Source organism: uncultured Oxalicibacterium sp., from assembly GCF_913776015.1.
In the GTDB taxonomy this organism is placed as follows: domain Bacteria; phylum Pseudomonadota; class Gammaproteobacteria; order Burkholderiales; family Burkholderiaceae_D; genus Oxalicibacterium.
On record NZ_CAJYMD010000001.1, the window covers coordinates 75,024 to 87,718 of the forward strand.

The window sequence follows — 12,695 nt, forward strand, 5'->3', positions numbered from 1 at the left end:
TGCGGGCTGTCAAAACGACATCATGCAGTCCTTGCCGGTTATGCAAAAGACTCAAGTCGGCGGACCTGAACCAACACTTTCGTGTTGGTTTTCAACGTGAATTATATTCAGGGCGTGACAAATCCCCTTTCGACGGCAATCGCCACCGCGTGTGTACGGTTGCGCGCCGACAGCTTGTCCATCAGGCTGCGTACATGCCCCTTGATCGTGTCTTCGGCCAAACCAAGATGGTCAGCAATTTCCTTGTTGGACAGGCCGCCCGCAATCAGTCCCAGTATCTCCAGTTCACGCCGCGTCAGATGCTCCTTCCCGAGATGATCAGCCAGATCTGCCGCAATCGCCGTTGGAAAATAGCGCTTGCCGACAGCGAGCACACGTACGGCTTCCGTCAGCTCGGTACGCAAGGCGGTCTTGAGCAGGTAGGCCTGCGCCCCGGCCTTGATGGCATGACTGGCACGTACATCGCCGCGATAAGTCGTCAGAATGCCGATCCGCGCGGTGGGAAATTCGTTGCGGATCAGGTGAATCGCATCGATGCCGTTCATCCGCGGCATTTGCAGGTCAATCAGCGCGACATCCGGCAAATGCGTGCGATACAGCGTCAATGCTTCCAGCCCGTCTGCGGCTTCAGCCACGACTTCCATATCCGGCTGGCTCTCGATCACGGCACGAATGCCTTCGATCATGAGCGGATGATCGTCTGCAATGAGTATGCGGATTTTTCTGTCAGTCATGTTTTCTCCATTCCGCGATTCTGTTGAACCAGGCCTGCCATTTCAGCCAGCGACAACCACGCAGGCACGCCAGTACATCAACCGTTGTTCCTCCGTCGTCCCTATTGCGGATATCCAGAATCGCACCGATCTCGGACGCACGTTCACGCATGCCGGATACCCCCCAATGGCCTTCCTTGCCATATCGACCCAGATAGGCAGGCGGAATACCAATCCCATCGTCTCGGACAATCAAGCGAATGCGGGTTGCGGTGTAGAGCAGTTCCACGCGTACAGTGGTTGCCTGCGCGTGCAGAAAGGCATTCACGATCGCCTCGTGCGCAATGCCGTACAAATCGCGATGCAACGCTGCCGACATCTCCACAGGCGTGCCGCTGGATCTGATTTCGAAGACTGCACCACTGTCGCTTTCCAGGGTCCGCCCGAGTTCCTCCAGACGTTGTGCAAGATCGATGCGTACCGGCACCTGCGCATCACGCAAGTCGCGTACGCGGTCACGTCCTTCTTCGACCATTTTTTCGGTACGCAGCAGCGCTTTCTCAAGATCGTCCCGCGCACGGGTCTCGCTTGGCATGGCATTGGCAATGACCTGCAATCGCAACAGCAAACCCTGCACGCCTTGCAGCAAGGTATCATGCAGTTCGCGCGCAATGCGCTCGCGTTCTGCATGCCGCGCCGCCAGACGATCATGCATGCGACGCCGCAAACCGCGCATGCTCCAGACATAAGCCAGCATCAGGAGCAATACAATCAGCACGCCACCGAATATCTGGAAAAGCGGGCGCGCGTACAAGGTTGGCTCGATGGAAAAGGTATAAGTCGCCTCCTGTTCGCTGGGGATGCCGTCCTGATCCGTTGCGACAACACGGAAGCGATAGTCTCCCGCGTCCAGCCCCGTGTAGGTCGCTGACCGACGACGGCCCGCCACCTGCCAGTCGCTGTCGTAACCATCGAGGCGATAGCTGAACGACACCGTTTCCGGTGCCGACAGACTCAAGGCTGTGTAATCGATCACCAGGCGCTGCGTCGATGCAGGCAGCACGGCAGGCTGCAAATTCGCAAGCAATGCACCGTCGGCCACCACGGATTCGATATGGGTCGACGGCCCGGCCTGATCCGACTGCACGCTCGCAGGATCGATCCAGAACACGCCATTACTGGTCGAGAACCAGAGCCGGTTATCCTCTGTCTTTACTGCCGTCGGCAACGGCAGCACCTGATACGGATCGTTTGCCAGTCCGCTTAAGCGACCGTACGACCGATAGCGCACGCGATGATTCGGCAAGGATGCGGCATGCATGAGTTCCGACGATTCAATCTGAAAAATGCCTGATCGTGTATGCACCCATAACTCAGGCATGGCGTCTGCATTTCCTGCCGTCTGTACCGCCAGCATCGCATACACGTTACCGAAGGCAGACCAGTCCGGGACGTTCAGCCGCACGAAGCGGTCGTTCTCGATCCATCCCATGCCGTTCTGGCCGCCGACCCAGGTACGACCGCCGTGATGCAGAATGGCGGTGACATGGCCGATATCCAAGCCATCCTTGCTTGTCCAGCGCGTCACGCCATCTTCTTGCTGCCGGATCAGCAAGCCGTCCCGATAACCAAACCAGACATTTCCCTGCGCATCGGTCGCGGCAGAAACCGGCATGATCTGGCTTGCAAGCGCTGAGACGGGGGGCATTTTGTGCCAGGCATGATGCTTCCATACATACAGTCCCCGTCGATTGATGGATACCCAGAGGCTGTGCTTCGCATCCACCGCCAAAGCACGGACGGTTGAATCGGCACTGCTTCCCGATGGCAGCGATGTCACGAAGCGCGGAATATCACCGACCGTTTTCCATATCCCCGCCGGACCGGCGATCCAGATGTTTTCCTGCGCATCGCGCATGGCAGCCGTAATCGGTGATGGCAGTGAGAAACGCTGCTGGTATTTGCCTTGCAGATGCGTTACCCCATGATTGCTGGTACCCGCCCACAAAGTCCCCATCCGGCCCGGTGCAAGCGCATAGTTCAGCCCATCCAGCGGCAGCCCGGACGGCATCAGGACACGCGTTCGCAACCGGTCCAGACCGGCGCTCGTGCCGATCCAGATGTTGTGTTCACGGTCGGCAAAGATCGGCCACACATAATTGGCGCTCAGACCATCCCGGAAGGAAAAAACCTGCGCCTTGCGCAACCGCGTCGCATCCACTGGAAAATCCACATACCGCACACCCTGACCGAGTGTGCTGATCCACAGTCCACCGTCGTGGTCGACATGCAAATTGCTGGCGGGCACATCCATCTGAAATGTGTCGACGGTCGTCCGCATCTGTTCGCGGGCGATCCGATACAGCACGCCCTTGTAGCGCTCTGCCAGCCAGATCGCACCATCTGGCGCCTGTGCAAACCCGCTTCCCCATTCCACCTTCACACCGGCATTGATGAATTGCCTGGTACCGGAAGGCAGATAAAACAGTTCTCCCGCAGTCGCCAACCAGAGCGTATCCGTGCGATCAACAAACACGGCACGTGCTCTGCCCGCGGGCAAGCGCCAATCCTGCCATTCGGTTTGCCATCGTCGTCCGTCAAAACGTGCCAGCCCATCTTCCGCCGCCGCCCAGATTGCACCATCGTGGGTTCTGGCCATGCCGTACACCACGCCCGGCTGCAACTGCTCAGGCGAAAAACGTGTCAGGCCCTGCTTTCTGATTCGCACGACACCACCCGCACGTAACCCGACCCATAGCTCATCCTCCACGGCCAGAAGGCAAGAAACGATACCAATGGGTTTTGCATCCGGGGTGCGATAAGGCGTGAAGTCAAAGCCGTCAAAGCGAAACAGGGAATCATTGGTCCCCAGCCATAGATAACCGTCGGCTGTCTGTGCAATTGCACCAACCTGACTTGGCCCGCCATCCGCAGCCAGCCATCGGTGGTGCTCCATCCGGTTCGGAGGCTTGCTCAAGGCGTTACCGCATTGCCCAAGCAGTATCAACAGGAGGCAGCATCCCAACGTCCAGCGAGGCACACCAGATGCGGCGCGCAACGAATGTGCAAACGAACATAGGGAAGCAAGAAGAGAAAGGGGATGCATGATCGTGATTGCAGACAGAAACATCATCCCGACGAAAAAATGGGATACCACTAACGGTATCCCGTGGTACGACCAAACGCGTGCTCGTGCGCGTTGCGCGGTAGAGCCAGGCCGATGAGTAGCCTGCCAACCGTTTGCGCATTTGCCACGCATTGCATACGCTTATTTTGCGGGAATCGGTGCCAGAATTTCGTTCTTGACCTTGGTACGTTCCGCACCCTTGTGCACCATGGTGACGGCATAGTCGATGCCCATGCCATATGCACCCGAATGTTCCTTAACGATGCCGGTCACGGCATCGTAGGTTTCCTTGCGCGCCCAATCGCGCTGCCATTCGAGCATGACTTGTTGCCAGGTAACCGGCACCACGCCTGCCTGAATCATGCGCTGCATCGACATGTCGTGCGCCAGTTGCGAGGTACCGCCGGATGCATCGGCCACCATGTAGATTTCATAACCGCCTTCGGCCATGGCACACAGGGCAAAACTATTGTTGCAGACTTCGGTCCACAGGCCCGATACGATCACCTTTTTACGACCGTTGGCCTTGAGGGCGTCACGCACCTTCTGGTCATCCCACGAATTCATGGAAGTACGTTCCAGCAGCTTGTGATCCGGGAAGACATCCAGCAATTCCGGATAAGTGTGGCCCGAAAAACTGTCGGTTTCCACCGTCGTGATGATGGTTGGAATGTTGAATACCTTGGCCGCCTTGGCCAGCGCAACGGTGTTGTTCTTCAAGGTCTGGCGATCGATAGACTGTACACCGAATGCCATTTGTGGTTGATGATCGATAAAGATCAACTGCGAATTAGTCGGGGTCAGGACTTCCAGTTTTGGGTTGCTCATTCAATGCTCCTTGGGTTGATTGGTTGCATGGATGCTGAATTGCCCATGCAGTCCGGATAAATCTGGTTGAGATAATCTGGTCAGGAAGATGCTGTCATCAGATGTTCGATACGTGGCGCATCCGGGCCGATATGAAAAGCATGCACACGTGTCGTAATTGCCTTATCGTTTTCAGTAAAGCGGTCATGCTGGCGCAGATGTTCGAGCCATGATTCGACGACAAAGGTTTCGATGTAGCGTCCGGGTTCCGCCATGTCTTCATACACACCCCACGACAAGGCACCACCACGTCGGCGAACACGATGCATCTCACGGATGGCATGTTTGAAAGCCACAGCGTTTTCTGTAGTCACGCGATACTCAACATTGATACGGATAGGACCGGCATCATGTGCAGCGTCGATCTGCGGCGCATGTGCATGTAGATGTTTGGATGGCGTCAGATCAAGGTCTGGCGACATGTTGAGCTTCCAACGCAGTGCTGTTGCACACGCGAGCACCATGCCAACCGCCGCGATGATCAAAGCCATCGAAGTACCAAGCTGCGCCGCCGTTTTGCCCCAAATCGTGCTGCCCGCTGCCATCGAGCCGAAGAACACGACCAGATAGACCGCCAGTGCACGTGCCTTGACCCAACCTGCAGAACTGCGCTGCGCACCGACGTTTAGGATCGATAGCATTGCAATCCACGCCAGACCAGAAAACAGCAGGATGCCGCCAAGCAGCCATGCGTTCTGCACTGTACCCAATGCCAGCATCGTGATGGCAAACAGGACACTGGCACCCAGCGCCAGCGTATCGGTCGAAAAGGCTTTCTTCAGACGCGGCAGTAACAAGGCGCCTGCGACCGCACCCACACCGATACAGGCCAGCAAGGCACCGTAACCGCCAGCGCCCAAACCAAGCTGGTTACGCGCCACCAGTGGCAACAAAGCCCATGCTGCACTACCAAATACAAAGAAGGCAACGGCGCGGATCAGTACCACACGCAACAACGGTGCTGCATGTACATAGCGCAAACCGGCACGCACGGCGGGAATAAAATGCTCAGATGGCAACCGTTGTACACGTGGCGCAGGCTTCCATGTATAGAGCACCATGACGACACCGAGGACCGACAATGCATTTAGCATGAAGACGACGGGTGGACCAGCAAACGACAGAATCAAGCCGCCCAAAGCAGGACCGATGGCACGACTGATGTTGACGCCCAGCGAGTTGAGCGCAACCGCCGCCGAAAGGTCTTCCTTGCCGACCAGTTCCGGCACGATGGCTTGAAACGGTGGTGCCGCCATTGCAGCGCCGACGCCAAGCATGAAGGTTGCCGCAAGCAGAATCTCCGGCGTTACCAGATCACCAAAAGCCAATACGCCCAGCACAGCAGCCGTCAGCAACATCCAGCCCTGTGCAAACAACAGGTACTTGCGACGATCAACGATGTCGGCCAACACGCCAGATGGCAATGCAAACAGGAACATTGGCAAGCTCGTTGCCGCCTGCACCAGCGCCACCATCAAAGGGTCCGGACTCAGCGACGTCATCATCCAGCCAGCACCGACATCATGCATCCAGGTACCGACGTTCGACGCGACCGTTGCCAGCCACAACGCACGGAACATCTTGTTCTGTAACGGGCTCCAGGAAGAAATGCTTGCCATCACGCCACCTGCTTGCGGCCAAGCGACCAGTTACCCGGACCGCACAAGGCAATCGCGCCGAATATGATCATCAGTAACCAGCCGAACTGCCCTTCAGCAATCGACCACTGCGTGTGCACGATAAACATCGACACCACCAACACGGCGAGTACAGGCAAACAAGCCAGTCTGGTGAACAAGCCCGCGGCAATGAACAATGGGCAAATCACTTCAGCAAAGATCGCCATCAGTAAAGAGAACTGACGCCCAAGACCGAGCGGATCTTCGATCAATGTCAGCTCTTCGTTGTAATGCAAAATCTTGGGCAGACCATGCACATAAAACAGCATGAAAGCACCAGCCACGCGCAGAAAAAACAGGCCGGCGTCGATGCGTGGCTTATTCCAGCCTTGAACAGATTGAGTCATCTGAGTGATGTATCCAGCGCGATCAGAAAGCGAAACAGCTGCAACCCAGCGCGCCCCAGAAACCCGAGTAGTTCGAGATCGGGACCGATGACTTGCGCGCAACGTCATGGGCATGGGCATGCACGCCGCACGCACCGGCGCATTGATGCGGCAAGGCCGCCATCTGCTGACGTGTGGTGACCTGACGGTAATGGCCTGGCACGGTCTTGACCGGCGACCAGTCCGGCAGAACAGGAATCGGTGGCGGCGCGATCTTGGTGAATTCGTCGCTGCCATACACGACCTTGCCATCGACGATGGTCAGGACTGATTCGATCGACTTGATCGCATCTTCATCGACAGAGAAGAAATCGCTGGACAACACAGCCAGATCGGCCAACTGGCCTTCCTTGATCCGACCTTTCTTGCCTTGTTCACTAGAGAACCAGGCACTGCCGTTGGTCCACAGTTCCAGCGCGGTATCACGCGATAGTTGCGCGCCGCTCTGATACAGCTTCATACCGCCAACCGTTCGGCCGGACACCAGCCAGTACAACGCTGTCCACGGGTTGTAACTCGCAACACGCGTGGCGTCGGTGCCACCGCCCACAGGAATGCCGGCATCCAGCATGCGTTTGATCGGTGGCGTTTGCTGCGCTGCCTCGGCACCATAACGTTCGACAAAATACTCACCCTGAAATGCCATGCGATGCTGGATCGCGATACCACCCCCAAGCGCACGCACGCGATCGATATTGCGCGGCGAAATCGTCTCCGCATGATCGAACATCCAGCGCAGACCATCGAATGGGATCTCGCGATTGACCTTCTCGAATACATCCAGCATGCGATCAATTGACTCGTCATAGGTTGCATGCAGTCGGAACGGCCAGCGTTGCGTAACCAGATGACGGACCACGCGCTCCAGTTCATCTTCCATGCTGACAGGCAGTTCCGGACGCGGTTCAAGGAAATCTTCAAAGTCCGCAGCAGAAAACACCAGCATCTCGCCCGCACCGTTATGGCGATAGAAGTCATCGCCCTGTCCCGGCTTGACCAGCTTGCTCCAGGACTGGAAGTCTTCCAGTTCCTTGCCTTTGTTTTGCGTGAACAGGTTGTAAGCGATCCGTACCGTCAACTGCTTGTTGCGCGCCAGATCGTCGATGATGGCGTAGTCTTCAGGATAGTTCTGGAAACCGCCGCCGGCATCAATCGTGCTGGTAACGCCAAGACGATTCAGTTCACGCATGAACTGGCGTGTTGAATTGACTTGATAGTCGTGCGGCAGGCTTGGCCCCTTGGCTAGCGTGGCGTACAGGATCAAGGCGTTCGGCTTGGCAATCAGCATGCCGGTCGGATTACCGGCTGCATCGCGCTGGATCTCGCCGCCCGGCGGATTCGGCGTGTCCTTCGTATAACCAACAGCACGCAAGGCCGCACGGTTGAGCAAGGCGCGGTCATACAGATGCAACACGAAAACCGGCGTGTCTGGTGCTGCGGCATTGATTTCTTCCAGCGTCGGCATACGCTTTTCGGCGAACTGGAATTCAGTCCAGCCACCCACCACGCGTACCCATTGCGGGGTTGGCGTCCGCAATGCCTGCTCTTTTAACATACGCAAGGCATCCGCAATCGATGGCACGCCTTCCCAGCGCAACTCCAGGTTGTAATTGAGGCCACCGCGAATCAGGTGGGTATGCGAGTCGTTCAGCCCCGGAATGACAGTGCGACCATGCAGATCAATGACTTGGCTACCCGGCACGTGGTGACGCATCACCTCTTCGGTATCGCCCACCGCGAGGAACTTGCCATCACGAATCGCCACTGCCGAAGCCACAGGCTTACTTTTATCAACGGTGTGAAATTTGCCATTCAGCAGAATCAGCGTATTGCCGGCAGCGCCTGCTGCGGCGTCGTCACTAGCGTTACGTGTCACGTAGCCGGCCGATGCCGCCTCTACACGATTGGCAACGGCACCAAGCGTAGCCAGCGCGGCGCTGGATGCCACCGACTTCAGCATGTTGCGACGATGATTGTTCATGTCAGTGATCCTTCAGGATAAAAATTGGATGTCAGGTGAGCGACGCCAGGCATCACGATTTGGGAGGAGAGACAGCTTGTTCAGGTGCGGAACTCGTCAGCCCTGCTGCAGGCTCGACACCGGTTATCTTGGGTACGCATTCGCTGGCAAACCAGGAAATCGACAAGGGTTCGCCGCGCACAACCTTGGCAGCGATCGGCACGATCTGCTCGCCGATCAACATGCCTAGTAATCCAAGCAGCGCGATCGCCGGTGGCGCGGGTGAACGCACCTTGATCAAGGCATAGAGAATGCCGACCAGCAGACCGGCTCCCAGCGAGAGAAAATAGACAGAGCCTTTCATTTCGGCACCTGCACTTTCCTTGAGTCGATGAATTAGGCGGGATTATGAAAGTGCGTCAAACGTTGCGCTTGTATCAGAATGCTCTTTGCTTATGAAAATGAATTTCCGGAAATCAAATTTCCCGTGCCCGGAAGAATAAATGCACGGCATAATTACCCAGAGATTTGCAGCAAATGGATGAACTCTTGACCGCTTGCTGCTGTCTGTACTTCAGATAACAACACCACGATTCAATAGGGACACATCATGGAAGACAAAGACGTCGCCAACCTGCATGGCCAGCTGCTCGCACTCAAATTCATCGTCGGCGCCCTCGTCAAAACCCATCCTAATGAAGAACTCGTGCGCGAGATGATCGATCGCGCCATGCCAGATGTTCTGCTGGCGATTGAAGAAACCGCCATTCCGGAATTTGGCGAAGGCTTCAATCTTTGCTTCACCAATGTGATGGACTGAAGAGTCCATCTGAAAAACCGAACGAGCGTTCGGCAAATAAAAAGGCCACGCATGAACGTGGCCTTTGAGATTTGGTGGGAAGTACAAGTTTCGAACTTGTGACCTATCGCGTGTGAGGCGATCGCTCTACCCCTGAGCTAACCTCCCGAAGTCACGCATTATTCCACAAAAGTACGCAGACATCAATTTGCCTGTTGGCTTTCAGCAGAAGCCACGCGCCACAGCGACGTTCCCTTGACCTGCTTGTCGAGTCCATCGAGCAACGCGTCATGTGCAGCGATTTCCTGGTCGCTGGCTGACAAGACGAGGATTTCTGCGATCTCCACCACTTCGATTCCGGCGCCGTCAGCGTCGTCATCCGATCCCAAATCCATAGACAAGCTATTCTGACCACGCGTCATCGCCAGATAGACTTCGGCCAGCAACTCCGAGTCTAGCAATGCGCCGTGCAAGGTACGGTGCGCATTGGAAATACCGTAGCGATCACAAAGCGAATCGAGCGAGTTGCGCTTGCCCGGATGCATTTCCTTGGCACGAATCAGCGTATCGATGATCTCGCCTACATGTTCGCGGAAAGCCGGGCGGCCCAGGCGTTGCAGTTCGACATCCAGGAAGCCGATATCGAAAGGCGCATTGTGGATGATGATTTCGGCACCGCCGACGTAATCGCAGAATTCGTCGGCGATTTCGGCAAACTTGGGCTTGTCGCTCAGGAATTCGGTCGTCAAGCCGTGTACCGCCAGCGCGCCCGGATCGGAATCACGCTCTGGATTGATGTAGTAGTGAAAATTATTGCCCGTCAAACGACGGTTGATCATTTCCACGCAACCGATTTCGATTATGCGGTCGCCAGAACGTGCATTCAGGCCAGTGGTTTCTGTATCGAGGACAATTTGTCGCATACGGTTACTTTCCGATTACTTGCTGTATTGATGAACGAGGCCGAAGCCGGTCAGATCGTTTCCACGCCGCGGTTGGCGAGGGCATCGGCGCGTTCGTTCTGTTCATGGCCACTATGGCCACGCACCCAGCGCCATTCGATCTGATGCCGGGCCTGTGCCGCATCGAGCGCTTGCCACAGATCGACATTCTTGACTGGTGCCTTCGCCGCCGTCTTCCAGCCGCGTGCCTTCCAGCCATGTATCCATTCGCTGATGCCTTTCTGTACGTATTGGCTATCGGTATGCAAGACGACTTCGCACGGACGCTTGAGGGCATTCAAGGCCTCGATGACGGCCTTGAGTTCCATGCGATTGTTGGTCGTGTTGGCTTCTCCGCCGAACAATTCCTTTTCATGCTCGCCCATGAGCAGCAAGGCGCCCCAGCCACCACGACCAGGATTGCCCTTGCATGCACCATCGGTATAAATCTCGACTTTACTCATTACGCTTCTTTTATCCTGCAACTGCAGGGTTATTGGTGAATCTTGTTGGTGACGGGCACGCGCGAAGGCGCGGCTGCGGTCTTGCCTTTCCACGCCGGACCGATCAATCGCATCCCCCGCACGCGCTTGATCGCCTGCACGATATAGACCGCACCGAACACCGGCCAGCCATTCGTGCCGGCACTTTCCATGAAGCGCCAGCGATGCAGCCATTTTTCCGTCTCGAACGGCGGCGCATAACAACCAAATACACCGTTACCAACCTCCATGTTCAGCAGCTTGAGCCAATCCTTGATACGCGGAAGCGCGATGAATTCGCCTTCTTCGGGAAGATAATGGGCATCGATCATGCGGCCGAGAATCTGGCGCGCGCCCCACAGGCTGAACGGATTGAAACCGCAAATGATGACCTGCCCTTCGGGAATCAGTACACGTTCGACTTCGCGCAGCACCTGATGCGGCTCGGCCGCAAATTCCAACACATGCGGCAGCACGACAAGATCGATACTGGCAGTCTCGTAAGGCAGCTCTTCAAAATCCTGCACCACAACCAACAATTTTTCCTCATCCGATTTCTCGGACGCGCTTTCCAACAATGCTGTGTCGGTCAGCCACTTGTGCGGCATGCGACTGCCGCGTAACGTCTGCACCTGCGGCAAGCCGAGTTGCGTGGCATGAAAACCGAAGATGTCGGCCGTGATTTCTTCCAGTTGTGCCTCTTCCCACGCGCGCACGTAACTGCCCGCCGGACTCTCCAACCACGAGCCCAGCGATATAATCGATTTTTCAGACGAAAAATTGTCCATGCTCATGTTGAAAGTACTCACCGTTCCCGCGTTCAACGATAACTATCTGTGGCTCATCCACGATGACACACATGCCGCTGTGGTCGATCCGGGCGATGCCGCACCGATTCTCGATGCATTGCGTGCCCACAATCTGTCGCTGGTCGCTATTTTACTGACTCATCACCATAACGACCATGTCGGCGGTGTGCCTGCCTTGTTGCAACATGCCAAGGTGCCCGTCTATGCGCCACGCAACGACCGCATCAGCAATGTCACCACCTCATTATCCGAAGGTGACAATGTCCACATTTCCGAACTCGATCTGACCTTGTCCGTACTGGATGTGCCGGGCCATACGCGCGGACATATCGCTTACGTCGCCAAAGAGCAAGGCTGGCTGTTTTGCGGTGACACGCTGTTCGCCGGCGGTTGCGGTCGTCTGTTCGAAGGTACGCCAGAACAGATGCTGCATTCGCTCGACAAACTGGCCGCACTGCCGGACGACACCAAGGTCTACTGCGCTCACGAATATACGGTCTCGAACCTGCGTTTTGCCCAGGCTGCAGAACCGGGCAATCAGGCCGTGAGCCAGCGCCTGGAGGCCGAACAGGCCAAACGCGCACGCAACGAACCGACTGTTCCTTCCAACATTGCGCTTGAAAAGGCGACCAATCCCTTCCTGCGCGCGCGCGAACCCGCCATTTTGAAAACATTGCAAGGCGAAGGGCGCGTCAAAGGCGGCGACACCGTTGCCGTGTTCGGTGCGCTGCGCGAATGGAAAAATAGCTTTTAGATAATTCTTTCCCATGTGCCGGCCTCGTCATGGCAGAGACCGGCACAAGCAGTGCGATCCTTTCTCATCGGCATCGAATTTGCTGCGATTTGTCATTATCCTGTCAAATTACTTGACGCCGAAAACGTCGATTCCTTACACTCGCATCTATTCTTTTCTGCCGGCTGTTCATGGGTCG

The 12,695-nt window shown here is 56.4% G+C and carries 12 protein-coding genes and 1 tRNA gene; 2 read left to right on the forward strand and 11 right to left on the reverse strand.

The window, feature by feature from the left end; translation table 11 throughout:
• Positions 1-107: 107 nt before the first annotated feature.
• The 7 genes from QZ725_RS00395 to QZ725_RS00425 all read right to left on the reverse strand — a co-directional run bounded on the left by QZ725_RS00395 (position 108) and on the right by QZ725_RS00425 (position 9,096).
• Positions 108-734 carry a response regulator transcription factor gene (locus tag QZ725_RS00395; RefSeq protein WP_293775469.1) on the reverse strand — a complete coding sequence of 209 codons (627 nt, stop codon included), beginning with the start codon at positions 732-734 and terminating at the stop codon, positions 108-110.
• Positions 727-3,690 (reverse strand): sensor histidine kinase, encoded by a 2,964-nt coding sequence (locus QZ725_RS00400; RefSeq protein ID WP_293775470.1) that lies wholly within the window; start codon positions 3,688-3,690, stop codon positions 727-729. Before QZ725_RS00400 ends, QZ725_RS00395 begins: the two co-directional genes overlap by 8 nt.
• Positions 3,691-3,981: 291 nt before the next feature.
• The gene (locus QZ725_RS00405; protein WP_293775471.1) at positions 3,982-4,668 is read right to left on the reverse strand and encodes a hydrolase; all 687 of its coding nucleotides are present in this window, start codon (positions 4,666-4,668) and stop codon (positions 3,982-3,984) included.
• Positions 4,669-4,748: 80 nt separating this feature from the next.
• Positions 4,749-6,326 (reverse strand): MFS transporter, encoded by a 1,578-nt coding sequence (locus QZ725_RS00410; protein ID WP_293775472.1) that lies wholly within the window; start codon positions 6,324-6,326, stop codon positions 4,749-4,751.
• Positions 6,326-6,733 (reverse strand): DoxX family protein, encoded by a 408-nt coding sequence (locus QZ725_RS00415; RefSeq protein ID WP_293775473.1) that lies wholly within the window; start codon positions 6,731-6,733, stop codon positions 6,326-6,328. The genes QZ725_RS00410 and QZ725_RS00415 overlap by 1 nt, the downstream gene beginning before the upstream one ends.
• 22 nt (positions 6,734-6,755) lie before the next feature.
• On the reverse strand, positions 6,756-8,753 hold the full coding sequence (locus QZ725_RS00420; protein WP_293775474.1) for an amidohydrolase: 1,998 nt from the start codon (positions 8,751-8,753) through the stop codon (positions 6,756-6,758).
• A 52-nt stretch (positions 8,754-8,805) separates the two neighbouring features.
• On the reverse strand, positions 8,806-9,096 hold the full coding sequence (locus QZ725_RS00425) for a DUF1427 family protein (protein ID WP_293775475.1): 291 nt from the start codon (positions 9,094-9,096) through the stop codon (positions 8,806-8,808).
• A gap of 246 nt (positions 9,097-9,342) precedes the next feature.
• Between QZ725_RS00425 and QZ725_RS00430 the strand changes: the two genes are divergently transcribed.
• Positions 9,343-9,552 carry a hypothetical protein gene (locus QZ725_RS00430; RefSeq protein WP_188380250.1) on the forward strand — a complete coding sequence of 70 codons (210 nt, stop codon included), beginning with the start codon at positions 9,343-9,345 and terminating at the stop codon, positions 9,550-9,552.
• Between the two features lie 72 nt (positions 9,553-9,624).
• Here QZ725_RS00430 and QZ725_RS00435 read toward each other — a convergent pair.
• From QZ725_RS00435 to QZ725_RS00450, 4 genes are all read right to left on the reverse strand, one after another.
• Positions 9,625-9,699: transfer RNA gene (locus QZ725_RS00435), tRNA-Val, on the reverse strand.
• A gap of 35 nt (positions 9,700-9,734) precedes the next feature.
• A complete protein-coding gene (gene dnaQ / locus QZ725_RS00440) occupies positions 9,735-10,454 on the reverse strand; it encodes a DNA polymerase III subunit epsilon (RefSeq protein ID WP_293775476.1) in 720 nt (239 codons plus the stop codon).
• 50 nt (positions 10,455-10,504) lie between these two features.
• Entirely contained in the window at positions 10,505-10,936 is a 432-nt protein-coding gene (gene rnhA, locus QZ725_RS00445; protein WP_293775477.1) for a ribonuclease HI, read from the reverse strand.
• 29 nt (positions 10,937-10,965) lie between these two features.
• Entirely contained in the window at positions 10,966-11,742 is a 777-nt protein-coding gene (locus QZ725_RS00450) for a class I SAM-dependent methyltransferase (protein ID WP_293775509.1), read from the reverse strand.
• Between the two features lie 4 nt (positions 11,743-11,746).
• Here QZ725_RS00450 and gloB point away from each other — a divergent pair, with 4 nt between their 5' ends.
• Positions 11,747-12,517, forward strand: a complete 771-nt coding sequence (gene gloB, locus QZ725_RS00455) for a hydroxyacylglutathione hydrolase (protein ID WP_293775478.1) — start codon at positions 11,747-11,749, stop codon at positions 12,515-12,517.
• Positions 12,518-12,695: the final 178 nt, after the last annotated feature.